Below are 23,725 nucleotides of genomic sequence, written 5' to 3' on the forward strand. Positions count from 1 at the left end.
ACGTCCCACGCTGTCGCCGTCCGATCGAACGGCGCTGTCCGGGACGATCAACGCGGCAGGGGGCGGGCAGGGTGCGCCGAGACATCGCACAACGCGTGCGATCAGCCACTCTGGGTGAGATTTCCTCCGAACTGACGGCGGGGGGCAGGTCAGCCAGGGCTACCGGCGGGGGGCCGGGAGGATGGTGCCGGTGACCTCGCCGAGGGCGACGACGGTGCCGGCCGGGCCGGGCGCGGTGGCCGTGACGGTGACGGTGTCCCCGTCGGCGAGGAAGGTGCGGGTACCGTCGCCGAGTTCGACCGGCTCCGCGCCGCCCCAGGTCAGCTCCAGGAACGAGCCGACCTGGCCGCGTTCCGGGCCGGACACCGTGCCGGAGGCGTACAGGTCACCGGTCCGCAGGGACGCACCGTTGACGGTCAGGTGGGCGAGCTGCTGGGCCGGCGTCCAGTACATGCCGGCGAACGGCGGCTCGGTGACCCGCTCGCCGTTCCACTCCACCACCAGCCGCAGGTCCAGCCCCAGGTGCGGGTCGTCCCGCAGGTAGTCGAGGACCGCCGGGTCCTGCTCCGGGGCGGGCACGAAGGCGTCGGCGAGCGCGTCCAGCGGGGTCACCCAGGCCGACACCGAGGTGGCGAAGGACTTGCCCAGGAACGGGCCGAGGGGTTGGTACTCCCAGGCCTGGACGTCCCGGGCCGACCAGTCGTTGACCAGCACCACCCCGAAGACGTGGTCGGTGAAGTCGGCCACCGCGACCGGCTGCCCGAGCGGGGACGGTACGCCCACCACGAAGCCCACCTCGGCCTCGATGTCGAGGCGTACCGAGGGGCCGAAGACCGGGCCGTCCGGGGTGGACCGCTGCCCGCAGGGGCGGACCACCGGGGTGCCGGAGACCACCACCGTGCCGGCCCGGCCGTGGTAGCCGATCGGCAGGTGCTTCCAGTTCGGCAGCAGCGGCGGCTGGCCGGGCCGGAAGATCTGCCCGACGTTCGAGGCGTGGTGTTCGGACGAGTAGAAGTCCACGTAGTCGGCGACCTCGAACGGCAGCGTCAGCTCGACCTCGGTCAACGGCACCAGCAGCGGCTCCACCGCCTCCCGGTGCTCCGGCGCGGTGAACAGTTCGACCAGGCGCTGCCGGACCGACGTCCACTGCGGCCGGCCGAGCGCCATGAACCCGTTCAGCGTGGCGCTGCCGAACGCCCCGGCGGCCAGCACCAGCCCGGCGGACTCGGCGGCGGCCAGGTCGAACACCAGGTCGGCGATGCGTACGCCGATCCGGGGTTCCCGCCCGGCGGCGCGGAACACCCCGTACGGAAGGTTCGTCACCCCGTACGGCGACCCGTCGGCGCCCGGCACCCAGCTCGCCGGCCGCGCCCCGTGCGGCGCGTCCGTCGGGTTGGTCTCGTTCGTCGTGCTCATCGCGTGAAGCCCCCGTCCACCAGCCCCAGCCGGATCAGATCGGTCAGTGGTTCGCCAACGCTGCACGAGCCGAAGCCGATCCAGAGTGGGCGCGGCTCGTCCCGCCCGGGTTCGACCCGCTGGAGCAGCGGGCGCGGATCGGTGGTGGTGAGCACCTCGGTGACCGCGTCCACGGCTCCGCCCTCGGCCGCCACCCGTACGGCGGCCAGCACGTTGACGAAACCGTGGTGGGTGAAGCCGGTCTCCGGGTCGACGTTGCGGGTGGCGTGGTGCAGCCCGGCGGTGAGCTTGAACGGCAGTTCCCGGTCCCGGCAGGCGCAGATCACGGTGGCCAGCTCACCCGCGGTGGGGAAGAGTTCGGCGGCCAGCCCGCCGGTGCGGAACTTGGCCGCGATCCGGGTGCCGGCGGCGCGTGCCTCGGCGAGCCGGTCCAGCGCGCCGAGCAGCCCCCAGGCGAGCGGGATCTCGGCGTACACGTCGAGGTCGGGGCCGGGGCCGGTGGAGCCGGCCGGGGCGCTGCGGGCGGCAAGGGCGGCCAGTTCGGCGAGGCCGGGCAGCGGATCCTCGCCCCGTTTGGCGACCGCCGCCTCCACCTGCCGGATCCGCAGCCGTGGGTCGGCCACCGCGCAGACCGCGCCGAGCTGGTCCAGGGGTACGTCGCCGATGACGCCCACGTCGAGCGTCCGGTCCTGCCCGGCCGGGGTGTCGCCAACCTGGTCAGGGCCGGCGGGCTGGTCGGTGTCGAGCAGGCGGGCCAGCCGGGGCAGGGCCGAGGCCGGCACCAGCAGCGGACCGACCAGGTCGGCGTACCAGGAGGCGCGATGTCGCCGGTGGGCGGCGAGGGCGTCGGACAGGGCGGCGCTGCCGGGTGGGAAGACGGCGGCGTCGTCGACGAGTCCGGTCAGCAGCCGGGGCACCTGCGTTGACACGAGACAAGAATCTACGGGACGCTACAAGGAACGGACAACAGCGTCCGATTACCGGACACCGTTGGTCGGTGAGTGAACCCGGGAGGCGAGATGCCGTACTACCGCAGCGTCGGAGAGGTGCCCCGTAAGCGCCACACCCAGTTCCGGCAGCCCGACGGCAGCCTGTACGCCGAGGAGCTGATGGGGCAGGAGGGCTTCTCCTCCGACTCGTCCCTGCTCTACCACCGGTACGCGCCCACCGCGATCGTCGCCGCCGAGGAGTTCACCCCGCCGCCGGTGACCCGGACACCCAACCTGCCGCTCAAGCCCCGGCACCTGCGTACCCACCAGCTCGGCGACGGCCCGGCCGACCCGGTGCTGGGCCGGCGGTACCTGCTCGCCAACGACGACGTCCGGATCGGGTACGTGGTCGCCGACCAGCCGTCCCCGCTGTTCCGGGACGCCACCGGCGACCACTGCCTCTACGTCGAGGCCGGCACGCTGCGGGTGGAGTCGACGTTCGGTGTCCTCGACGCGGTCGCCGGGGACTACGTGATCATCCCGACCTCGACCATCCACCGGCTGGTGCCCACCGGGGAGGAACCGGCCCGGTTGCTCACCGTCGAGGCCGCCGGGCACATCGGCCCGCCCAAGCGGTACCTGTCGGTACGCGGGCAGTTCCTGGAGCACTCGCCGTACTGCGAGCGTGACGTCCGGGGGCCGGACGCGCCGTTGCTGGTCGACGGCGAGGAGGTGCCGGTGCTGGTCCGGCACCGGCGGGGGTGGACCCGGTACGTCTACGCCCACCATCCGTTCGACGTGGTCGGCTGGGACGGCCACCAGTACCCGTGGGCGTTCTCCATCCACGACTTCGAGCCGATCACCGGCCGGATCCACCAGCCACCGCCGGTGCACCAGACCTTCCAGGGTCCGAACTTCGTGATCTGCTCGTTCGTGCCCCGCAAGGTCGACTACCACCCGGACGCCATTCCGGTGCCGTACAACCACCACAACGTCGACTCCGACGAACTGCTCTTCTACACCGGCGGCAACTACGAGGCCCGGCGCGGCTCCGGGATCGGGCAGGGTTCGATCTCGCTGCACCCGTCCGGTTTCACCCACGGGCCGCAGCCGGGCGCGGCCGAACGGTCCATCGGGGTGGACTACTTCGACGAGCTGGCGGTGATGGTGGACACCTTCCGTCCGCTCGACCTGTGCGACGCGGCGGCCGAGTGCGAGGACCCGGACTACGCCTGGACCTGGGCCCGCCGCCCCTGACCCGACCAGCCCGACCTGACCGGGGCGGCGGCGCGGGGGCGGGCGGGGTCAGCGGGTGATCCGGGAGAAGGCCACCAGTTCGGCCGCCGCGGCCACCACGATCGCCAGCACCAGCGGCCAGGGCGTACCGACCAGGGCGTGGAGCAGGATCAGCACGGGCGCGGCGGCGACCGCGTACACCGCCAGGGCCAGCGGCCGGTCGGTGCGCAGCAGACCGGGCAGGACGGTCCGGGTCAGGTCGGGCACCTTGGCGGCGTACCGCCAGACCAGCAACGCCGCGCCGAGCGCCGTCACCGCCGCGAACACCCGGGACAGGCCGCCACCGCCGGTGGACAGCAGGGCGACCGCCAGGACCCCCACCAGGGACCAGCCGGCACCGTAGAGCACCAGCCGACGTACCCCGTCGACGACGGTCGGGCCGGAGTCGACCCGCCCGGAGTTGATCGCGGCGGCCTCGGCGAGGTGTTCCAGCGCCTCGGCCCAGCGCCGCTGCTCCAGCCGGATGACCCCGACGTCGTGCCGGGCCTCGGCCAACGCCGGGTCAAGTCGGAGCGCCTCCGCGTACGCCCGCTCGGCAAGGTCGAACAGCTCCAGCCGCGCGGCCACCAACCCCAGCACCAGGTGCGCCTGGGGTTGCTGCGGGTCCAGTTCCACGCTCCGCCAGGCGGCGTTCAGCGCCGGCTGGCCGTTGCGCGACTCGGCCAGGATGGCCGCCGCGCTGCGCTGGGCGTACGCGTCGTCCGGGCCGAGCGCCAGGATCTGGTCGGCGGTCGCCGCCGCCTGCCGGAACTCCCGCAGGTCGGTCAGGGCCAGCGCGCGGACGGCCAGCGGCTCGACGGCGCCCGGGGCGGCGGTCACCGCCGAGGTGGCGGCGGTGAGCGCCTCGGCTGGCCGGTCCGCCGCCAGGTGCAGTCGGGCCAGCATGGTCAACGCCGGGGCGTGCGCCGGATCCTGGGCGGTGACCTGGGCGAGTTCGCCGGCCGCCTCGTCGTAGCGACCCAGCTCGGCGAGGAGCTGGGCGCGCTGGAGGTAGCTCTCGACCGCCTCGGGTTCCTGGGTCACGCCCGACCGCTCTCGCCCAGGCCGGCATCGGTGTCGACCGGGCCCACGGCGTCCGGACCGGCAGCGGCGGCCGGCGGGGCCACGGCGGCCGGGCCGGCGGCGGCGACGTCAGCAGCGGCGACGGGGATCACGGCGGCCGGCGGGACGGCCGGGTAGACCAGGGCCACCGCGATGCCGGCCAGTCCCTCGCCCCGACCGGGGAAGCCGAGCCCGTCGGTGGTGGCGGCCGACACGGTCACCGGCGCACCGACCGCCGCGGTGAGCACCCGCTGGGCCTCCTCCCGGCGTGGGCCGATCTTCGGCCGGTTGCCGACCACCTGCACGGAGACGTTGCCGATCTCGAATCCGGCGGCGCGGACCCGGCGGGCGCTCTCGGTGAGCAGGGCTACCCCGGAGGCGCCGGCCCACTCCGGCTCGGAGACCCCGTAGTTGGCCCCCAGGTCACCGAGTCCGGCGGCGGAGAGCAGGGCGTTGCAGGCGGCGTGCGCGACCACGTCGGCGTCGGAGTGCCCGGCCAGGCCCACCTCACCAGGCCAGTGCAGCCCGGCCAGCCAGCAGGGGCGACCGGGCTCGAAGGCGTGCACGTCGGTACCGACGGCCACCCGGGGAACGATCATGGAGTCAGGGTACGCGTCAGGGGGACTCGGCCAGCAGACGCTCGGCGAGGGCCAGGTCGAACGGCCGGGTGATCTTCAGGGCGTACTCCGACCCGGGTACACAGACCACCGGTACGCCCTGCTTCTCGACCAGACCGGCGTCGTCGGTGAGCGGGTCGACGGCGCCCGCGTGCGCGGCGGCCAGCACCGACCGGCGGAAACCCTGCGGGGTCTGCACGGCCCGCAGGACGGACCGGTCGACGGTGCCGCGCACCACCTCGACGGTCCCGTCGACCGAGACCTCCTTGACGGTGTCGACCACCGGCAGCACCGGGATCACCGCGTCGTGCCCGGCCCGGACCGCCGCCGCCACCGACTCGACCAGGTCGGCGGGGACCAGGGCGCGGGCCGCGTCGTGCACCAGGATGATCCCGGGTCCGTCCGGTACGGCGGCCAGGGCGGCGGCGACCGAATCCTGCCGTTGTGCCCCACCGGGGACGACGGTGACCGGGGCCACCGGGGCGAGCAGCTCGCGGACGAACGGGACGTCGGTCACCGGAGCGGCCACCACGACGGTGTGCACCGACGGCGCGGCGACGATCCGGCGTACCGCGTGCACCAGCAGGGGCTCGCCGGCCAGCGGGCGGAGCGCCTTCGGGGCACCGGGACCGAGCCGTACGCCGGCACCGGCCGCAGGCACGAGGACCGCGACGTCACCGCACGGATTGAGCTGCGCGGTCACGTCGCGGTCCTCGTTTTTCTTTGCTACGGGGTGGGTACGACGATGCTGTGGAAACTAGGCCTCGGTCAGGACCTTGTCGAGCAGCGTCTCCGCCTCGTCCTTGGTGCTCTTCTCCGCCAGCGCGACCTCGCCGACCAGAATGTCCCGGGCCTTCGCCAGCATCCGCTTCTCGCCGGCGGAGAGGCCCCGCTCCCGCTCCCGCCGCCACAGGTCACGAACGACCTCGGCCACCTTCAGCGGGTTACCGGAGGCCAGCTTCTCCAGATTCGCCTTGTACCGCCGCGACCAGTTGGTCGGCTCCTCGGTGTGCGGAGCGCGGAGGACGTCGAAGACCTTGCCCAGGCCCTCTTCGCCGACCACCTCGCGCACGCCCACGATCTCGGCGTTCTCAGCGGGCACCCGGACCGTGAGGTCACCCTGCGCAACCCTCAGGACGAGGTACTGCTTAGGCTCTCCCTTGATGACCCGAGTCTCGATTGCCTCGATGAGTGCGGCCCCGTGGTGGGGGTAAACAACGGTCTCGCCGACACTGAAAACCATAGGTTCGAAACCCCTTTCGCTGTGTCTAGGGTAACACGCTCAGGCACCGATGTCTCACTGCAGTCCTGACCGTAAGCGCAGCTCAGGGGCCATGTGAGAGGGATTTCTTCGGCTTGACAGGCGGTCAAACCGATGATTCGAACACGCTCTGTCACTGGCAGAACACGTCCCGGCGCGGGCCCCGGTGTGGTTATTCCGACCATCCGCCACACGGCTGTCCCGCAGGGGGCGGGTTCCATGGGGATGCACTCGTTCCATGGTACCGGCCGATCCAAGGGCACGCCCAGATGTAGCGCTGAGGCGGTCGGAGGAGGACGCTGGAGGGACACCGTCCCTCCCCCCACCTGGAGGTCCGATGGGCATGCCAGACGCGAACGGCCAGGGGCCGCCGGACGGCCTGCCCGACCTGCCCCCCGAGTGGGGCCGGATCGTCGTGCCGGACGACGCCTCCGCCCTCGCCGAGGAGGCCGAACGGGTACGCCGGGAGCTGCGCGCCGGCCACCGGCAGGCCACCCGCCGCCGGTGGCGCAGCGCCCTCGCCCTGCCTCTGCTGGTGCTGACCGTGGCGGTGCTCACCACCCTCGCCGGGCTGGTGGCGGTCACCTGGCCGCGTACCGACCGTGGGGGCCGGCCGACTGTCGCCGGCTCGTACGACCCGTCCACCGACCCGGTCGGCCGCCCGTTGCCGGCCCTGGACCTGGTCGACGACGCCCAGGCCCCGGTGCCGCTGCGCAGCCTGCTGCCGGCGGCGATCCTGCTGGTCGACGCCTGCCCGTGCCCCGAGCGGGTCGCCGAGGCGGTGGCCGCCGCCCCACCGGGCGTCCGGGTGGTCACCGTGGTCGGCGGGCGGACGGTGCCGCCGGCCGTCACCGGGCCGGACGTACGCCGGCTGGCCGACCCGGCCGGCGGGCTGCGCGCCCTGCTGCACGCCAGCCCCGCCCCCGGCACGGTCGGCGTGCTGCTGGTGGACCGCACCGGCACCGTCGTCCGGACCGTCCCGGCGGTCGGCTCGGTGGAGGACTACCGCGCGGACCTGGCCGCGCTCGCCGGCTGACCGGCCGACTGGGCCACCGGGCCGGTCAGCGGGGGGCGGCGGTGGACCGCCACCGGGGCCGGACACCGGAGGGCGGACACCGGGGCCGGGCACCGAGGCCAGACACCGGGGACGGACGCTGAGGGCGGACACCAGGGCCGGACGCCGGGGGTGGATCCGGTCGCGGGGGTGGGTCAGGGCAGTTGCAGGAAGACGGCGTTGACCTCGGCCGGGCCTGCGGTCGGGTGCGCCAGGCGCACCACGATCGGACCTCCGACGGAGGAGTACACCCCGTGCACCGCGAGCGCGCCGTCGCACCGGACCTCCTGCTCGGTACGGCCGCTGCCGCCGCTCCACACCCGCACCGTCAGGTCGCCGGGGCCGTGGCAGAGCAGCAACAGCCGGTACCGGGCGTTCGTGATGCCGGCGACCTGCCGGCGTACCTCCCGGACGTTGTCGGTGAGCACCCGGTTCTCCCGCCACAGCACGGTGCCGAGCGGTGCCGGGCCGGACCCGCTGTCGGCCAGGGCCAGCAGGTCCTCCGGGCTGGGCGCAGTGATCGCCTGGCCGGTCGCCGGGTCGACGAAGGCGACGATGCCGCCGTTCGGCCACCGTCTCTCCCGGGCGGCCCCACCGTCGGGCTGGATGTCCAGCCGGGACGAGTAGGCGGCCCCGGCCTGACCGGGGCGGGGTACGGGGAACGCGTTCGCGCGTGACAGGCCGGCCGCGTCGGGATACGGCAGGCCGGCCGGGCCGGCGCGGGGCAGCCCCGGTACGACACCGGACGGCACGCCGGTGCCAGCGGCGACGGAATCGGCGTGCGGGTCGGCGGCGGTCCACCACCAGCCGCCGGCGACCAGCGCGAGCACGGTCAGCGCGGCCAGCACGGGGCTACCGGTGCCGCCCCGGGAAGCGGGCCGAACGGTGCCGGCCCGGCCGGACCGTCCCTCCGGGTGGGAGCTCATCGATCGAGCGTAGCGGTTCTGCGGCTCAGTCCTGGCGGTCCAGCAGGGCCGCGTAGAGGGTCAGGCCGGGGCCGAAGGCGAGCAGCACGATCCGCTCCGGCGCGGTGGGCTGCCGGAACAGCCGGTCGAGGATCAGCAGCACCGTCGGTGACGAGCAGTTGCCGTGCTCGGCCAGGGTGGCCCGGGACGCGGCCAGCGCCGGCTCGGGCAGGGCCAGCTCGCGCTCCACCACGTTCAGGATGCGCGGACCCCCCGGGTGCACCGCCCAGCCGTCCACCGTGGACAGGTCGGTGCCGTGCCGGGCCAGCAGCCCGTCCGTCAGCCGCGCCACGTGCGCGGAGAGCACCTGGGGCACCTTGGGGGAGAGTCCCATCCGGAAACCGGTGTCGGTGACCTCCCAGGTCATGTGGTCGGCCGTGGAGGTGTCCGTCACCGAGGTGACCTCGCGCAGCGCGTACCCGGGACCACCCGGGACGAGCACGGCGGCGACCGCCGCGTCGGAGAAGAGGGCGTGCGAGACGATCTGCTGGGTGTCCACCCGGGCCGAGGCCGGCTGGATGTGCAGGCTGGTCAGCTCGGCACAGAGCAGCAGCGCCGGCCGGCCCCGGGCGGTGACGAAGTCGCCGGCCGCGCCGAGCCCGGGCAGCGCCGCGTAGCAGCCCATGTGACCGACGAACATGCGCTGGGTGTCCGGGGCCATGCCCAGGTCCCGGGCGAGCATGATGTCCAGCCCCGGGGTGGCGTACCCGGTGCAGGAACAGACCACGAACAGCCCGATGTCGCTGGCGGCCAGCCCGGCCGAGGTCAACGCCCGGCCCACCGCCTCCTTGCCCAGCGGCAGCGCCTCCACCTGGTAGCGGCGCATCCGCCGCTCGGTGGGCCACTCGGAGACGTCCTCGATCAGCGGGTTGACCGCCGCCTGCCGCCGGTTCACCCCGGAGTTCGCGAAGATCCGCCGGGCCAGCGCGCGGGTGCCACCGGAGTAGTGGGCGGCGAAGTAACCGTCCCAGAGCTCGTCCTGCGCGGCGGACGGCGGCTGTGCCGTACCGAGACCCGCGATCACCGGCACGGCCATGTTCCCACCTCTCGTCGAGCGTCCCACTGCCTGTAGACCAACGAGGAGGCGGGCATTTCCGCCTCCGGCGTCCCTTTACCCGCAGCCCTGCCGACTACCCTCTTCGGACGCCCCGCCCCTGGTAGAGCACGGCGGTCGACCAGGTGGGGACGATCCGGGGCGTACCGGCGGACCGGGCGGCCGCCAACCCGGGCACGGACCGCCGGACCAGCCACCCGACCAGCCCGCCGAGCTGCGGACGGACCCCGCGCACCCGCAGGTCGACGCCGTGCCGGGCGCACTCGCGGACCAGTTCGTCGGCGTCGACGAACAGGGCCGGGTCGTGGATGCCGCGCGGTACCGCCGGCAGCCGCTCGCCGATCCGGACCGCGACCAACCGGCTCAGCGCGGTGTCGTTCAGGGTGTCCAGCACCAGCAGCCCGCCGGGGCGCAGCAGACGGCACGCCTCGGCCACCGCACGCCGCCAGTCGGGTACGTGTTCGAGCAGCTCGCCGGCGGCCACCACGTCCGCGCAGCCGTCCGTCAGCGGCACCGCCGTGGCGTCGGCGTTGACCGCCGTCACGCCGTGCGCGGCGGCCTGCTCCAGCGCGGACCGGGTCAGGTCCACCCCGACGTGCCGGTACCCCTTGCCGGCCAGGTGCGGCGCGAGCAGTCCGGCCCCGCAGCCCAGGTCGACCAGGAGCGCCCCGGTACGCCGGGCCGGCGGCACCAGCGCGGCGCGGGCCTCGGCCAGCCAGTGCAGCATGGCGAACGCACCGTCCGGCCGCCACCACTCGCCGGCCAGGTCGTCGTACTGCCGGGGATCGTTCGGGGGAAGGTGACGCGGGCGGGTGGACACCGGTGCCGAACCGTCTCGCATGGAACGAGCGTGGCACGACCAGCCGGTAACGACCAGACTTCCCTTATGTGGCGAACGGTGTTAGGGCTGGTCAGAGCGAGTCATCCGGAGCCCGCCCTGGCGGTGACCGTGGTCGCCGGACTGCTCGCCTGGGGGGTCGGCCATCCCCCGGCCGGGATCGCCGCGGTGGCCGCCACCGTGGCCGCCAGCCAACTCGCCGTGGGCTGGTCCAACGACCGGCTCGACGCCGACCGCGACGAACTGGTCGCGCGGCGCGACAAACCGCTGGTCGCCGGGGCGGTCAGCCGTCGCACACTGACCGTCGGCACCGTGCTGGCCGCGCTGGCCGCTCCGGTGCTCGCGCTGACCACCACCAATCCGACGGCGGCGGCGTACGCGACCCTCGGTCTGGTCTCCGCCCTGCTCTACAACTGGCCGTTGAAGTCCAGCCCGGTCTCGGTGCTGCCGTACGCGGTCTCCTTCGGCGCGCTGCCCGCGTTCGTGGTGCTGGCCCTGCCCGGCGCACCCGCCCCGCCGGCCTGGCAGGTCGCCGCCGGGGCGCTGCTCGGGGCCGGCGCGCACTTCGCCAACGTGCTGCCGGACCTGGCCGACGACGCCCGGACCGGGGTGCGCGGCCTGCCGCACCGGCTGGGCGCGGCCGGCAGCGCGGTGGCCGCCGCCGTGCTGCTGCTCGCCGCCACCGTCACCCTGGTCCTCGGTCCGGCCGGGCCGCCGTCGCGCGCCGGCCTGTCGGCGGTGGTGGTCGCCGCCGTGGCACCACCGCTGAGCTGGTACGCCGGCCGCCGCGCCCGACCCACCGACGGTCGCCGGCCGACCGCCTTCCGGGCGGTCATCCTGGTCGCGGTGATCGACGTGGCGCTGCTGGTGGCGAGCGGTCGGCTGGTCTGACACGCCGGTCACCGGCCGGCTTTGCCGGGTCGCCGTGCGGGCCTCGATCAGCCCCAACTACGCTGGAGCGCGGTCTGCGCGGGTATGGCCACCGCACCGGGCGTACGCCCCGGGTGGGGATCGCAACGAGGAGGACCGACGTGACGCGCTCGATCAGGGGCTCCCGACGGGCGGCCGTGCTGCTGGCCGGTACGGCGGCAGTGGGCCTGCTGGTGTCCGGCTGTGGTGCCGGGCAGATCGCCGAGACCGCCCTCAAGCAACCGTCGGTCCAGGGTGTGAACACGGGTACGCCGGACGGCAAGTACCTGGTCCGGGGCCTGGTGGTCGACTTCCCGGGCGGTGAGGGCTACCCGTCCGGCGGCAACGCCCCGCTGAGCGTGGTGCTGTACAACGACACGCCGCAGGCGGTCCGGGTGACGGTCAGCACCGACAGCGCCCAGGCGGTCGTGCTGGCCGGCGCGGGCGCCTCCCCGTCGGCCACCCCGGGTGAGTCGGTCAGCCCGAGCGAGTCGGCCAGCCCGTCCGTTCCGGCGAGCCCCTCGGAGACCGCCAGCCCGTCCGCTCCGGCCAGCCCGTCGGAGACCGCCAGCCCGGCCCCGACCGACACCGCGTCCCCGTCCGCTCCGGCCAGCCCGTCGCCGACCGAGACGACGCCGGCCGGCGCGCCGCCCGTGGTCGAGATCCCGCCGTACGGCTACGCCCAGCTCAACCAGCAGGGCGGGCGGTTCCTCCAGCTCGTCGGCCTGACCGAGGAGCTGCGCCCCGGGCAGCAGGTCAACCTGGTCTTCGACTTCGGCGGCAAGCAGGTCAGCACCCCGGCTCCGGTCGGCGTGCCGCTGTCGCCGCAGGCCCCGCCGTCGCCGATCATCGAGCGGCACGGCGGCGAGGGTGGCGAAGAGGGCGGCCACTGAGCCGTACCCCTGACATCGACGACACCGCCGGCGTGGCGAACCCCACGCCGGCGGTGTTTTCGTCGTACCGGTTGGCTAGCGTCGCGGTGTGACGACCCCCCGAGCGACCCCGCGCGGCGCGACCGGTTCCGCCCGCTCCCGGGCGGCCCGCGAGCCACGCCCGGCGTACGAGTGCGACGCCTGCGGTCATCAGCCGCCCAAGTGGGTCGGACGGTGCCCGGAGTGCGGCGAATGGGGGTCGGTGGTCGAGTGCACGGTCACCGGGCCGACCGTCTCCGGCCGGGTGGTCAGCTCCCGGGCCCCGGCCGAGCCGGCCCGCCCGATCGCCACCATCAGCGCCGCCCCGGCCAAGGCCCGCCCCACCGGCGTCGCCGAGCTGGACCGGGTCCTCGGCGGCGGGCTGGTGCCCGGCGCGGTGGTGCTGCTGGCCGGTGAGCCCGGGGTCGGCAAGTCCACCCTGCTGCTCGACGTGGCCCAGCAGTGGGCGGCCGGCGCGGGCAGCCCGTCCCTGGTGGTCAGCGGCGAGGAGTCGGTCAGCCAGGTCAGGCTGCGGGCCGAACGGATGGACACCCTGCACGACCAGCTCTACCTGGCCGCCGAGAGCGACCTCGGCGCGGTGCTCGGGCACCTCGACGCGGTCAAGCCGGGGCTGCTGGTGCTCGACTCGGTGCAGACCATCTCCACCCCGGGCACCGACGGCGTGCCCGGCGGGGTCACCCAGGTGCGCGCGGTCACCGCCGCGCTGGTCTCGGTGGCGAAGGAACGCGGCATCGCCACCGTGCTGGTCGGTCACGTCACCAAGGACGGCCAGGTCGCCGGCCCCCGGGTGCTGGAGCACCTGGTCGACGTGGTGCTGCACTTCGAGGGCGACAAGCACTCCTCGCTGCGGCTGGTCCGGGGCGTGAAGAACCGGTTCGGCGCGGCCGACGAGGTCGGCTGCTTCGAGATGCACGAACGCGGCATCAGCAGCCTCGCCGACCCGTCCGGGCTGTTCCTGACCCGGTACGCCGAACCGGTGCCGGGCACCTGCGTGACGGTGGCGATGGAGGGCCGGCGGGCCCTGGTCACCGAGGTACAGGCGCTGATCGGGGCGACCGTGGCCGGCTCGCCCCGGCGTACCGTCTCCGGGTTGGACGGTGCCCGGCTGGCGATGGTGCTGGCGGTGCTCCAGCGGCGCACCGAGCGGCTCACCCTGCACGACCGGGAGGTCTTCGCGGCCACCGTGGGCGGCATCCGGGTGGTCGAGCCGGCCGCCGACCTGGCGGTGGCGTTGGCGGTCGCCTCCGGCGGGCTCAACCTGGCCATCGCCCCGCACCTGGTGGCGATCGGTGAGGTCGGGTTGACCGGCGAGGTACGCCGGGTCGGCGCGGTCCCCCGCCGACTGGCCGAGGCGGCCCGGCTGGGCTTCCGGCTGGCCCTGGTGCCCACCGGCTGCGGCCCCGCCGCCTCCGGGGTCGGCGCCCCGGAGAACATGCGCGTGGTCGAGGTCGCCGACGTACGGGCGGCGTTGCAGTGCGCGGCCCGCGCGTCCGCCGAGTGACGGCCGCCTGTCGAGGCGCGCTGTCGCAGGTGGGAGAGGAGTCGGGCAGGTGACACATCACAGTAACCACGGCAGCACCCAACGCATGCCAGTCCGTAGACTGTCCGGGTGCCGATCGACCGCGATGCCAGCAAGCCAGCCGGCGCGACTCCGCACGCCCGTAGTGGCGCGCTGGGTTCCCCGGCCCGACCGATCAGCGTCAGCGTGACCGGCGCCGCCACCACCGGCGGAGCGGGCGACCCGCTCCGGGCGAACCTCGCACTGATGGCCCCCGGCACCGCGCTGCGCGACGGCCTGGAACGCATCCTGCGGGGCCGTACCGGCGCGTTGATCGTGCTGGGGTACGACAAGATCGTCGAGACGCTCTGCACCGGCGGGTTCCCGCTCGACGTCGAGTTCTCCGCCACCCGCATCCGGGAACTCTGCAAGATGGACGGTGCGGTGGTGCTGTCCAGCGACGGCACCCGGATCGTCCGGGCGGCGGTGCACCTGATGCCGGACCCGTCCATCCCGACGGAGGAGTCCGGCACCCGGCACCGCACCGCCGAGCGGGTGGCCCGGCAGACCGGGTATCCGGTCATCTCGGTCAGCCAGTCGATGCGGATCATCAGCCTCTACGTCAACGGTCAGCGGCACGTGCTGGACGATTCGGCCGCGATCCTGTCCCGGGCCAACCAGGCCCTCGCCACGCTGGAGCGGTACAAGCTCCGGTTGGACGAGGTCTCCGGCACCCTCTCCGCGCTGGAGATCGAGGATCTGGTCACCGTACGGGACGCGGTGGCGGTGGTGCAGCGGCTGGAGATGGTCCGCCGGATCGCCGACGAGATCGCCGGCTACGTGGTCGAGCTGGGCACCGACGGCCGACTGCTGGCCCTCCAGTTGGACGAGCTGATGGCCGGGGTGGACGCCGACCGGACGCTGGTCATCCGGGACTATCTCCCCGCCGGCCGCAAGTCCCGCACCCTGGACGAGGCCCTGGTCGAGCTGGACCTGCTCGGCGCCACCGAGCTGATCGACCTGGTCGCGGTCGCCAAGGCCATCGGCTACCCGGGCGCGTCCGACGCGCTGGACGCGGCGGTCAGCCCGCGCGGCTTCCGGCTGCTGGCCAAGGTGCCCCGGCTGCCGGTGGCCATCGTCGACCGGCTGGTGCTGCATTTCGGCAGCCTCCAGCGGCTGCTCGGCGCGACCGTGGAGGACCTTCAGGCCGTCGACGGGGTCGGCGACGCCCGCGCCCGGGGCGTCCGGGAGGGCCTCTCCCGGCTCGCCGAGGCGTCGATCCTGGAACGGTACGTCTGATCCCGTCCCGCGCGTCGGATCACCGCTCGCCCGCAGCGTTCCCCGGTCGGCTCAGGGCGGCTCTCGGCTTCTCTCCGGGCTGCGGGCTCAGTCGACGACGGTCAGCTTCGCCGGGGCGCTGAGCTTGGTGTCCAGCCGGCCGAAGACCTGGTACGTGCCCGGGGCCAGCTTCGGCCCGCTGGCGATCCCGTTGGCGCACTGGCTGGCGTCCAGGCCGTTCCAGTTGACCGTGTACGAACGCTCGAAGGCGGGGGTGAAGGACTGCACGTCCGACCCCTTGGCGGTACCGCAGGTGTCCGAGGACCAGACCTTCTCCGCGCCCGCCTTGACGTAGAGCTCCTGAAGGTCCGCGCCGACGTCCCGGCTGCACGTCCGTCCCGAGATGTTCTTGATCTTCAGTTGCAGGTCGACCGGAGCGCCGCTGCGGACCGACGCGGGCAGCACCACCGGCGTCACCGAGATCTCGGCGTCCGTGCAGCCACCGTCGCCGCCGGCCGGCCCGGCGGGCGCGCCGCCACCCGGCGCGGGCGGGGCGGCGCTGGTGGCCGTCGGATCGCCGGCACCACCCGGGCCACCGCCGTCCGGCGCGTCCGGGTCGGACGACGCGGGCGGCGCCCCTGACTGGGGAGTCAGCACCGAGCCGCTCGGGGCCGGCTCGGCCGCCGACGGCGTCGGCGAAGGCGACCGCTGCGGGTTCGCGGTGTTGTCGCCCGACCCGCTGCACGAGTAGAGCACGACAATCAGAAAGAGAATCCCCGCTCCGAGTACGACGGCACGACGCCGCCAGTACACGGCGGGCGGCAGGGGGCCAACCGTCAGACGCATGATGCCCCCACGGTAGCGGCGTACCGCACAGCGACCCGGTACGACGCGCCGGAGCGAGAACGGCTCAACCGCGCCAACCTCTCCACGCCCTACAGGTAGACCTTGCGTTGGTAGATCGCGTGCGCGCCGGCCACCCGGTCGAGGAAGAGCAACCCGGCACAGTGGTCGATCTCGTGCTGGAGGGCACGGGCCTCGAACCCGTCGGTGGACAGCCGGACCGTCCGGCCACTGCCCGGCAACTGTCCCTCCACCACCAGCCGGCTGGCCCGCTTCACGTCCCCGGTCAGGTCGGGCACCGACATGCACCCCTCCCGGCCCGCCTTCCACCGGCTGGCCTCCACCACCCGGGCGTTGCACAGCACGAACGTGCCGTGCACGGTCACCGCCTTCGGATGGCCGGTCACGTCCACCGCGAAGACCTGCGCACCCACGCCGACCTGCGGAGCCGCCAACCCGACGCACCCCGGCGAGACCCGCATCGTGGCGACCAGGTCGGCGGCGAGCCGGACCACCTCGTCGGCGGTGGGATCGACCTCCACACCGGCCTGGCTGAGCACCCCGTGCGGCGCGGCCACCACCGGGCGTACCTCGCCCGGGACGGTCAGCGCCTCCGGTGTCCAGCCGTCCAGGCCGGTGCGCTGCGCTGTCACAGCAGATCCGGGTCGGCCGGCCGGAGGGTGACCTCGACACCCAGCTCGGCGGCGGTGCGGGCGAGCCGCTCCCGGAGCACGTCAGCCGCGCCGTCCGGCAGGTCGACCTCCGCGATCACCACGTACAGGTCACCGGAGAGCCGGGTGCTCAGATCGGTGACGTTTCCGCCCACCTCGGCCAGGGCCCGGGTCGTCGCCGCGACGATGCCGAGCCGGTCCGCGCCGTGCACCGCCATCACGTACGGCTCGCCGGGTGCGGTGCTCGCGCCGTCCGGCACGACCTCGCTCACCGTCGCCAGCAGGTGGCCGTCGGCGGCGAGCGGCGCGAGCGCGGCCTCGACCTCGGTGGCGGCCGGACCGACACAGATCAGGGTCATCGCGAAGTGCCCGCGCAGCCGGGTCATGGTGGAGTCGGTGAGGTTCGCGCCGAGCCCGGAGAGCACCTCCGCGACGTCGGCCACGATGCCCGGCCGGTCCCGGCCGATGACGGTGATCGCGAGCTCGTTCATGCCGGCATTCTCCCCCGCTGACCCGTCGGCCCCGCGCCGACCCACCCGGACCGCCCACGCTGCGGGACGTACCGGACGTGACATCATCGGCGGCGCGATGACAGAGCAGACTTTCGCCGAGCGGGTCAGCCGCTGGTACGAGGAGAACGCCCGCGACCTGCCGTGGCGTAAACCCGGGACGAGCCCGTGGGCCATCCTGGTCAGTGAGGTCATGCTCCAGCAGACCCCGGTGGTCCGGGTGGTGCCGGCCTGGGAGGCGTGGCTGGCCCGCTGGCCGGTGCCCGCCGCACTGGCCGCGGAGAGCCCCGCCGACGCGATCCGGATGTGGGGACGGCTCGGCTACCCCCGTCGGGCGGTGCGGCTGTACGAGTGCGCGGTGGCCCTGGTGGAACGGCACGCCGGGGAGGTGCCGGAGCGGCTGGACCAGTTGCTCGCCCTGCCCGGGGTGGGCACGTACACGGCCCGGGCGGTGGCCGCGTTCGCGTACGGGCAGCGGCATCCGGTGGTCGACACGAACGTCCGCCGGGTGGTGGCCCGGGCGGTGGCCGGGGAGCCGGACGCCGGCCCGACCACCCGTCCGTCCGACCTGGTGGCGACCGAGGAACTGCTGCCGGTCGAGCCGGCTGCGGCGGCCCTGGCCAGCGCGGCCTTCATGGAACTCGGGGCGGTGGTGTGCACGGCCCGGTCGCCGCGCTGCGCGGTCTGCCCGGTGGAACGGGTGTGCGCCTGGCGGGCCGCCGGTCAGCAGGCGCCGACCGGCCCGACCCGCCGCCCACAGCGGTACGCGGGCACCGACCGTCAGGTACGCGGGCTGCTGCTGGCCGTGCTGCGGGAGGCGACCGGCCCGGTGGCCCGGCTCCGGCTGGACCAGGTCTGGGCCGACGACGTGCAGCGGTCCCGGGCCCTGGCCGCGCTGGTCACCGACGGCCTGGTGGAACCGGTCGGCGAAGCCAGCTACCGCCTGGTCGGCGACGGCCCCGCCCACCTGCCGATCTGACGCCGTCCGCCGGCCTGTGTCCCCGACGCCGTGATCGACTCGGGTTGCGGCATGTCGGGGTGTCAGCGGCCCGTTCGACCCCCAGGTGCCGCATCCCACGTTGATCGTCGGGCGAGTCGGCGAGCACGGGGCGCGGGGCGGACGCCGGCCCACCGGGGCCGCCGGGGAGACGAACAGGGGCCCGGCGGCTTGCGCCGCCGGGCCCCTGTCGCGTTGTCTGCCGCCCTGTCCGGGACGGCCTGACGTCCGTCAGGCAGCCGCCTCGTCCGCGCCGGTGGGGGCGGGGCCGCCGAGGTTGGCCGGCACGGCGTCCGGCACGTCCACCGGTCGGTCCGCGCCCTTGAACACGAGCTTGGACTTGTCGATGTCCTCCGGGTCGCCCTCGCAGTCCACCACCACGATCTGACCCGGGGTCAGCTCGTTGAACAGGATCCGCTCGGAGAGGTTGTCCTCGATGTCGCGCTGGATCGTGCGACGCAGCGGACGCGCCCCGAGCACCGGGTCGAAGCCCTTCTTCGCCAGGTACTTCTTGGCGTTGTCGGTCAGCTCCAGACCCATGTCCTTGTTCCGCAGCTGGGTCTCGATCCGGGCGATCATGATGTCCACGATCGAGAGGATCTCGTTCTGGCGGAGCTGGTGGAAGACGATGGTGTCGTCGATCCGGTTGAGGAACTCGGGCCGGAAGTGCTGCTTCAGCTCGTCGTTGACCTTCTGCTTCATCCGGTCGTAGTTGGACTCGGAGTCCTCCGACGCCTGGAAGCCCAGCGACACCGCCTTGGCCACGTCCCGGGTACCGAGGTTGGTGGTCAGGATGATGACCGTGTTCTTGAAGTCCACGATCCGGCCCTGACCGTCGGTGAGCCGACCGTCCTCCAGGATCTGGAGCAGCGTGTTGAACACGTCCGGGTGGGCCTTCTCGATCTCGTCGAAGAGGACCACCGAGAACGGCCGACGCCGCACCTTCTCGGTGAGCTGCCCGCCCTCGTCGTAGCCGACGTAGCCGGGAGGGGCACCCACCAGCCGGGAGACGGTGTACCGGTCGTGGAACTCGGACATGTCGAGCTGGATCAGCGCGTCCTCGCTGCCGAAGAGGAACTCGGCCAGCGCCTTGGACAGCTCGGTCTTACCGACACCGGACGGGCCGGCGAAGATGAACGAGCCGGAGGGGCGCTTCGGGTCCTTCAGGCCGGCCCGGGTCCGCCGGATCGCCTTCGAGACCGCCTTGACCGCGTCCTCCTGGCCGATGACGCGCTTGTGCAGCTCGTCCTCCATGCGCAGCAGGCGCGAGGTCTCCTCCTCGGTCAGCTTGTAGACCGGGATGCCGGTCCAGTTGCCGAGCACCTCGGCGATCTGCTCGTCGTCGACCTCGCTGACGACGTCCAGGTCACCGGCCTTCCACTCCTTCTCCCGCTGGGCCTTCTGGCCGAGGAGCTGCTTCTCCTTGTCGCGCAGCTGGGCGGCCCGCTCGAAGTCCTGCGCGTCGATCGCGGACTCCTTGTCCCGGCGGACCTGGGCGATCCGCTCGTCGAAGTCGCGCAGGTCCGGCGGCGCGGTCATCCGGCGGATCCGCATCCGGGCCCCGGCCTCGTCGATCAGGTCGATCGCCTTGTCCGGCAGGAAGCGGTCGGAGATGTACCGGTCGGCGAGCGTGGCGGCGGCCACCAGGGCGGCGTCGGTGATGCTCACCCGGTGGTGCGCCTCGTACCGGTCGCGCAGCCCCTTGAGGATCTCGATGGTGTGCGCCAGCGAGGGCTCACCCACCTGGATCGGCTGGAACCGGCGCTCGAGCGCGGCGTCCTTCTCCAGGTGCTTGCGGTACTCGTCGAGGGTGGTCGCGCCGATGGTCTGCAGCTCGCCGCGGGCCAGCATCGGCTTGAGGATGCTGGCGGCGTCGATCGCGCCCTCGGCGGCGCCCGCGCCCACCAGGGTGTGGATCTCGTCGATGAAGAGGATGATGTCGCCCCGGGTGCGGATCTCCTTGAGCACCTTCTTCAGGCGCTCCTCGAAGTCACCGCGGTACCGCGAGCCGGCCACCAGGGCACCCAGGTCGAGGGTGTAGAGCTGCTTGTCCTTCAGCGTCTCGGGCACCTCGCCCTTGATGATCTTCTGGGACAGCCCCTCCACCACGGCGGTCTTGCCGACGCCGGGCTCACCGATCAGGACCGGGTTGTTCTTGGTCCGGCGGGAGAGCACCTGCATGACCCGCTCGATTTCCTTCTCGCGCCCGATCACCGGGTCGAGCTTGCCCTCGCGGGCGGCCTGGGTCAGGTTGCGGCCGAACTGGTCCAGCACGAGGCTGGTCGACGGCGCGGCCTCGCCGGTGGCGGTGCCCGCGGCGGCCGGCTCCTTGCCCTGGTACCCCGAGAGGAGCTGGATCACCTGCTGGCGGACCCGGTTGAGGTCGGCGCCGAGCTTGACCAGCACCTGGGCGGCGACGCCCTCGCCCTCGCGGATCAGGCCGAGCAGGATGTGCTCGGTGCCGATGTAGTTGTGGCCGAGCTGGAGCGCTTCGCGCAGCGACAGCTCCAGCACCTTCTTGGCCCGCGGCGTGAACGGGATGTGCCCGCTCGGCGCCTGCTGACCCTGGCCGATGATCTCCTCGACCTGCTGACGGACGCCCTCGAGGGAGATGCCGAGGCTCTCCAGGGCCTTTGCCGCGACACCCTCACCCTCGTGGATCAGGCCCAGCAGGATGTGTTCCGTACCGATGTAGTTGTGGTTGAGCATCCGGGCCTCTTCCTGGGCCAGGACGACAACCCGTCGCGCTCGGTCGGTGAACCGCTCGAACATGCCCTCGTGCTCCTCACGTGCCGTGCGCCTTGATAGCCAAGATCTTGGCGGGGCCGGTGCGCGGACGACCGGGGTGGACGCCCGTGCCTCATTACTCTATCGCCGCGAACCGACTCCGCTGAGGTCGTGTGTCTCCGGCCGGGGTCCGGTACGCGTCGTTTTACCCAACCGTCCACGCTCAGGAGGTGTTCCGGGCCGGCGTCCTGTACGCGCAGAGCGAAATTCGGTGGGTGGGTGGACGGGCCCGACGGGCCCCGGACGGTCCTCCACAGGCTGTGGACAACTCCTCCACCGGTTGTGGACAACGCCCGTCCGGACGGATTCCTTCCCGCCCGGCGACGCTCTCCTCCCCCGGCCGCCCCGACCCTCCCCGGCCACCCGGAGGGACCGGCGGCCGGACCGCCCGACTCCTCACCGGCCCACCCGGGAGGACCGGCCACCGGACGCCGCCGGGAGAACGGTCTACCGGACGCGCCGGAGGACCTTCTCCGGCCGCGCCGGGAGGCACGGAAGGGCCGGGAGGCACGGAAGGGCCGGGCTTGTCGGGGAGAGACCGGCCGCGGCGGGAGACCGGCGGCCGGTGCCGAACCGACGCCGGCCCGGAGCGGGTGCTCCGGGCCGGCGTCGGTGTAGCTCGTCGCGGGTCGGCGTCAGTGGCCGGCCTTCGCGTGGAACTCGTCGACGATCTCCTGCGGGATACGCCCCCGGTCGGAGATCTCCCGGCCCTGACCCTTCGCCCAGTCCCGGATCGCCTTGTTCTGGGCCCGGTCCGCGGTAGCGCCCCCCCGGCCGCGCGCGGCCCGACCACCGACCACCACCCCGCCTCGACCGACCTTCGAGCCGGCCGCGACGTACGGGGCGAAAAGGTCCCGCAATTTCTCGGCGTTCTTGTTGGAGAGGTCGATCTCGTACTGAACGCCGTCGAGCGCGAACTTGACGGTCTCGTCGGCGTCTCCGCCGTCCAGGTCATCGACCAGCTTGTGAATGATCTGCTTGGCCACGTGCCATTCCTTTCAAGCAGGTTCGCCTGCTAACAAGAGCACAATAGCGGGCAGGATGCTGAGCTCGTCAATAGGACACCGGATTCAGTCACAGGTAGCCTGACTACCGCCGGGCCGGGGGGAGCGAGTCCCCCACTACTCCGGGCGGACCAAGGGAAACAGGATCGTTTCCCGAATTCCCAGGCCGGTCAGGGCCATCAAGAGCCGGTCGATTCCCATTCCCATACCCCCGGCCGGCGGCATTCCGTACTCCATGGCCCGGAGAAAGTCCTCGTCGAGCCGCATCGCCTCGTCGTCACCGCGGGCGGCCAGCGCCGCCTGGGCCGTCAGCCGCTCCCGCTGCACCACCGGGTCCACCAGCTCGGAGTACGCCGTGGCCAGCTCGAAGCCGAGCACGTACAGGTCCCACTTCTCGGCCAGGCCGGGCTCGGACCGGTGGGCCCGGGTGAGCGGGCTGGTCTCCTCCGGGTAGTCGCGCACGAAGGTCGGCTCCTGCAGGCCCGGCACCACCAGTTCCTCGAAGAGTTCCTCGGCCAGCTTGCCCGGCCCCCACTTCGGATCCACGGAGAGACCGACCTTCTCCGCGTACTCCACCAGCCGGGCCCGGTCGGTACGGACGGTGACCTCCTCACCGAGCGCTTCGGAAAGAACTCCGAACAGCGAGACCGAGCGCCACTGGCCGCCCAGGTCGAACTCCCGGCCGTCGGCATGCGTCACCGTGGTCGAGCCGGCGACCGCGACCGCCGCCCCCTGCACCAGATTCCGGGTCAGCTCGGCCATGGTGTCGTAGTCGCCGTACGCCTCGTACGCCTCGAGCATGGCGAACTCGGGCGAGTGCGAAGAGTCGATGCCCTCATTACGGAAGTTGCGGTTGATCTCGAACACCCGGTCGACGCCACCGACCACCGCCCGCTTGAGAAACAGTTCCGGGGCGATTCGCAGATAGAGATCGGTGCTCAACGCATTGCTGTGCGTCACGAATGGTCGGGCCGCCGCGCCCCCGTGCAGGAGCTGGAGCATCGGGGTCTCCACCTCCACGAAGTCCCGCCCGTGCAGGTTGTCCCGGAGGCTGCGCACGGCCGCCGCCCGGGTGCGTACCATCTGCCGCGCCTGCGGTCGGACGACCAGGTCGACGTACCGCTGCCGGACCCGGGCCTCCTCGCTGAGCGGCTTGTGCGCGACCGGCAGCGGGCGCAGCGCCTTGGCGGTGACCGCCCAGCTCTCGACCAGCACGGACAGCTCGCCGCGCCGGCTGGTGATCACCTCACCGGTGACCCCCACGTGGTCCCCCAGGTCGACCAGGCGCTTCCAGTCCTCCAGCCGGTCCGCGCCGACCCGGTCCAGCGAGAGCATGGCCTGAAGTTCGGTACCGTCACCGTCACGCAGGGTGGCGAAGCAGAGCTTGCCGGTGTTCCGGACGAAGATCACCCGGCCGGTGACCGAGACGGTGTCCCCGGTCGCGGTGTCGGTCGGCAGCTCCGCGTACCGCTCCCGGACGGCGGCCAGGGTGGTGGTCCGGGGGTAACCCACCGGGTACGGCTCCATCCCGTCGGCGAGCAGCCGGTCACGCTTCTCCCGGCGGACCTTCATCTGCTCGGGAAGGTCGTCGGCGGGATCCATCGGCACGGTGTTCTGCTCGGTCACGGCATGCTTCCTCAGCGGGAGAAATCGGGTGGGTTCACGGCAGAGCGTACTCAAGCCCGCGCGCGGCCAGCACTCGATAACCTGCCCGGCATGACCGACCCCACTCAGGCCCTCTCGTTCGGCTCGGCAGCGGAGGAATACGACAGGTACCGCCCCACGTACCCCGCCGACGCGGTCACCTGGGCGGTCGACGCCCCACC

21 protein-coding genes and 1 pseudogene are annotated in these 23,725 nt (G+C 73.2%); 7 read left to right on the forward strand and 15 right to left on the reverse strand.

Going from position 1 to position 23,725, the window contains the following annotated elements; all coding sequences use genetic code 11:
* Positions 1–159: 159 nt before the first annotated feature.
* Complete coding sequence (fahA, locus tag PVK37_RS04225) at positions 160–1,416, reverse strand: fumarylacetoacetase (RefSeq protein ID WP_275032393.1); 1,257 nt, start codon at positions 1,414–1,416, stop codon at positions 160–162.
* Positions 1,413–2,345, reverse strand: a complete 933-nt coding sequence (locus PVK37_RS04230) for a hypothetical protein (RefSeq protein WP_275032394.1) — start codon at positions 2,343–2,345, stop codon at positions 1,413–1,415. Before PVK37_RS04230 ends, fahA begins: the two co-directional genes overlap by 4 nt.
* 90 nt (positions 2,346–2,435) lie before the next feature.
* On the opposite strand from PVK37_RS04230, the gene PVK37_RS04235 reads away from it, so the two are divergent.
* Positions 2,436–3,602, forward strand: coding sequence for a homogentisate 1,2-dioxygenase (locus tag PVK37_RS04235; RefSeq protein WP_275032395.1), 1,167 nt, complete (start codon positions 2,436–2,438; stop codon positions 3,600–3,602).
* 48 nt (positions 3,603–3,650) lie between these two features.
* On the opposite strand, the gene PVK37_RS04240 is transcribed toward PVK37_RS04235, so the two are convergent.
* The 4 genes and pseudogenes from PVK37_RS04240 to PVK37_RS04255 form a co-directional block, all read right to left on the reverse strand.
* On the reverse strand, positions 3,651–4,664 hold the full coding sequence (locus tag PVK37_RS04240; RefSeq protein WP_275032396.1) for a tetratricopeptide repeat protein: 1,014 nt from the start codon (positions 4,662–4,664) through the stop codon (positions 3,651–3,653).
* A gap of 146 nt (positions 4,665–4,810) precedes the next feature.
* A pseudogene (gene ispF, locus PVK37_RS04245) lies at positions 4,811–5,281 on the reverse strand (2-C-methyl-D-erythritol 2,4-cyclodiphosphate synthase); the annotation flags it as partial.
* 16 nt (positions 5,282–5,297) lie between these two features.
* Positions 5,298–6,002: a 2-C-methyl-D-erythritol 4-phosphate cytidylyltransferase gene (ispD, locus tag PVK37_RS04250; RefSeq protein WP_275032397.1), complete on the reverse strand. Its 705-nt coding sequence runs from the start codon at positions 6,000–6,002 to the stop codon at positions 5,298–5,300.
* Positions 6,003–6,056: 54 nt separating this feature from the next.
* A complete protein-coding gene (locus PVK37_RS04255; RefSeq protein WP_007073334.1) occupies positions 6,057–6,542 on the reverse strand; it encodes a CarD family transcriptional regulator in 486 nt (161 codons plus the stop codon).
* 355 nt (positions 6,543–6,897) lie between these two features.
* Here PVK37_RS04255 and PVK37_RS04260 point away from each other — a divergent pair, with 355 nt between their 5' ends.
* Positions 6,898–7,596, forward strand: coding sequence for a hypothetical protein (locus tag PVK37_RS04260; RefSeq protein ID WP_275032406.1), 699 nt, complete (start codon positions 6,898–6,900; stop codon positions 7,594–7,596).
* A 173-nt stretch (positions 7,597–7,769) separates the two neighbouring features.
* Here PVK37_RS04260 and PVK37_RS04265 read toward each other — a convergent pair whose 3' ends face one another.
* The 3 genes from PVK37_RS04265 to PVK37_RS04275 form a co-directional block, all read right to left on the reverse strand.
* The gene (locus PVK37_RS04265) at positions 7,770–8,540 is read right to left on the reverse strand and encodes a hypothetical protein (protein ID WP_275032408.1); all 771 of its coding nucleotides are present in this window, start codon (positions 8,538–8,540) and stop codon (positions 7,770–7,772) included.
* Between the two features lie 25 nt (positions 8,541–8,565).
* Complete coding sequence (locus PVK37_RS04270) at positions 8,566–9,615, reverse strand: type III polyketide synthase (protein ID WP_275032409.1); 1,050 nt, start codon at positions 9,613–9,615, stop codon at positions 8,566–8,568.
* Positions 9,616–9,709: 94 nt separating this feature from the next.
* Entirely contained in the window at positions 9,710–10,474 is a 765-nt protein-coding gene (locus tag PVK37_RS04275; protein ID WP_275032411.1) for a methyltransferase domain-containing protein, read from the reverse strand.
* A gap of 45 nt (positions 10,475–10,519) precedes the next feature.
* Between PVK37_RS04275 and PVK37_RS04280 the strand changes: the two genes are divergently transcribed.
* From PVK37_RS04280 to disA, 4 genes are all read left to right on the forward strand, one after another.
* Positions 10,520–11,362: a UbiA family prenyltransferase gene (locus PVK37_RS04280; RefSeq protein WP_275032412.1), complete on the forward strand. Its 843-nt coding sequence runs from the start codon at positions 10,520–10,522 to the stop codon at positions 11,360–11,362.
* A 140-nt stretch (positions 11,363–11,502) separates the two neighbouring features.
* Positions 11,503–12,273, forward strand: coding sequence for a RodZ family helix-turn-helix domain-containing protein (locus tag PVK37_RS04285; RefSeq protein WP_275032413.1), 771 nt, complete (start codon positions 11,503–11,505; stop codon positions 12,271–12,273).
* A gap of 88 nt (positions 12,274–12,361) precedes the next feature.
* Positions 12,362–13,813, forward strand: a complete 1,452-nt coding sequence (radA, locus tag PVK37_RS04290; protein ID WP_275032415.1) for a DNA repair protein RadA — start codon at positions 12,362–12,364, stop codon at positions 13,811–13,813.
* A 108-nt stretch (positions 13,814–13,921) separates the two neighbouring features.
* On the forward strand, positions 13,922–15,109 hold the full coding sequence (gene disA, locus PVK37_RS04295) for a DNA integrity scanning diadenylate cyclase DisA (protein WP_275032417.1): 1,188 nt from the start codon (positions 13,922–13,924) through the stop codon (positions 15,107–15,109).
* A gap of 87 nt (positions 15,110–15,196) precedes the next feature.
* Here the strand turns inward: disA and PVK37_RS04300 are convergent, their stop codons facing one another.
* The 3 genes from PVK37_RS04300 to PVK37_RS04310 all read right to left on the reverse strand — a co-directional run bounded on the left by PVK37_RS04300 (position 15,197) and on the right by PVK37_RS04310 (position 17,093).
* Positions 15,197–15,934: a hypothetical protein gene (locus PVK37_RS04300; protein ID WP_275032418.1), complete on the reverse strand. Its 738-nt coding sequence runs from the start codon at positions 15,932–15,934 to the stop codon at positions 15,197–15,199.
* An 89-nt stretch (positions 15,935–16,023) separates the two neighbouring features.
* The gene (locus PVK37_RS04305) at positions 16,024–16,584 is read right to left on the reverse strand and encodes a peptide deformylase (protein ID WP_275032419.1); all 561 of its coding nucleotides are present in this window, start codon (positions 16,582–16,584) and stop codon (positions 16,024–16,026) included.
* The gene (locus PVK37_RS04310) at positions 16,581–17,093 is read right to left on the reverse strand and encodes a glycine cleavage system transcriptional repressor (RefSeq protein WP_275032422.1); all 513 of its coding nucleotides are present in this window, start codon (positions 17,091–17,093) and stop codon (positions 16,581–16,583) included. Before PVK37_RS04310 ends, PVK37_RS04305 begins: the two co-directional genes overlap by 4 nt.
* Positions 17,094–17,190: 97 nt before the next feature.
* Between PVK37_RS04310 and PVK37_RS04315 the strand changes: the two genes are divergently transcribed.
* Positions 17,191–18,090: an HhH-GPD family protein gene (locus PVK37_RS04315; RefSeq protein ID WP_275032423.1), complete on the forward strand. Its 900-nt coding sequence runs from the start codon at positions 17,191–17,193 to the stop codon at positions 18,088–18,090.
* Between the two features lie 249 nt (positions 18,091–18,339).
* Here PVK37_RS04315 and PVK37_RS04320 read toward each other — a convergent pair whose 3' ends face one another.
* The 3 genes from PVK37_RS04320 to lysS all read right to left on the reverse strand — a co-directional run bounded on the left by PVK37_RS04320 (position 18,340) and on the right by lysS (position 23,525).
* A complete protein-coding gene (locus PVK37_RS04320; protein WP_275032424.1) occupies positions 18,340–20,880 on the reverse strand; it encodes an ATP-dependent Clp protease ATP-binding subunit in 2,541 nt (846 codons plus the stop codon).
* 650 nt (positions 20,881–21,530) lie between these two features.
* The gene (locus PVK37_RS04325; protein WP_275032425.1) at positions 21,531–21,881 is read right to left on the reverse strand and encodes a histone-like nucleoid-structuring protein Lsr2; all 351 of its coding nucleotides are present in this window, start codon (positions 21,879–21,881) and stop codon (positions 21,531–21,533) included.
* Positions 21,882–22,016: 135 nt separating this feature from the next.
* Positions 22,017–23,525: a lysine--tRNA ligase gene (lysS, locus tag PVK37_RS04330; RefSeq protein ID WP_275032426.1), complete on the reverse strand. Its 1,509-nt coding sequence runs from the start codon at positions 23,523–23,525 to the stop codon at positions 22,017–22,019.
* Positions 23,526–23,725 lie beyond the last annotated feature (200 nt).

The organism is Micromonospora cathayae (genome assembly GCF_028993575.1).
Classification (GTDB): Bacteria; Actinomycetota; Actinomycetes; order Mycobacteriales; family Micromonosporaceae; genus Micromonospora; species Micromonospora cathayae.

What these genes read in the sequence shown, in the direction of transcription:
- PVK37_RS04280 (WP_275032412.1), top strand. Translation starts at nt 10,520, where the DNA reads ATGTGGCGAACGGTGTTAGGGCTGGTCAGAGCGAGTCATCCGGAGCCC.
- PVK37_RS04265 (WP_275032408.1), bottom strand. Translation starts at nt 8,540, where the DNA reads ATGAGCTCCCACCCGGAGGGACGGTCCGGCCGGGCCGGCACCGTTCGG.
- PVK37_RS04270 (WP_275032409.1), bottom strand. Translation starts at nt 9,615, where the DNA reads ATGGCCGTGCCGGTGATCGCGGGTCTCGGTACGGCACAGCCGCCGTCC.
- PVK37_RS04320 (WP_275032424.1), bottom strand. Translation starts at nt 20,880, where the DNA reads ATGTTCGAGCGGTTCACCGACCGAGCGCGACGGGTTGTCGTCCTGGCC.
- PVK37_RS04275 (WP_275032411.1), bottom strand. Translation starts at nt 10,474, where the DNA reads ATGCGAGACGGTTCGGCACCGGTGTCCACCCGCCCGCGTCACCTTCCC.
- PVK37_RS04300 (WP_275032418.1), bottom strand. Translation starts at nt 15,934, where the DNA reads ATGCGTCTGACGGTTGGCCCCCTGCCGCCCGCCGTGTACTGGCGGCGT.
- fahA (WP_275032393.1), bottom strand. Translation starts at nt 1,416, where the DNA reads ATGAGCACGACGAACGAGACCAACCCGACGGACGCGCCGCACGGGGCG.
- PVK37_RS04315 (WP_275032423.1), top strand. Translation starts at nt 17,191, where the DNA reads ATGACAGAGCAGACTTTCGCCGAGCGGGTCAGCCGCTGGTACGAGGAG.
- PVK37_RS04310 (WP_275032422.1), bottom strand. Translation starts at nt 17,093, where the DNA reads ATGAACGAGCTCGCGATCACCGTCATCGGCCGGGACCGGCCGGGCATC.
- PVK37_RS04235 (WP_275032395.1), top strand. Translation starts at nt 2,436, where the DNA reads ATGCCGTACTACCGCAGCGTCGGAGAGGTGCCCCGTAAGCGCCACACC.
- PVK37_RS04260 (WP_275032406.1), top strand. Translation starts at nt 6,898, where the DNA reads ATGGGCATGCCAGACGCGAACGGCCAGGGGCCGCCGGACGGCCTGCCC.
- PVK37_RS04255 (WP_007073334.1), bottom strand. Translation starts at nt 6,542, where the DNA reads ATGGTTTTCAGTGTCGGCGAGACCGTTGTTTACCCCCACCACGGGGCC.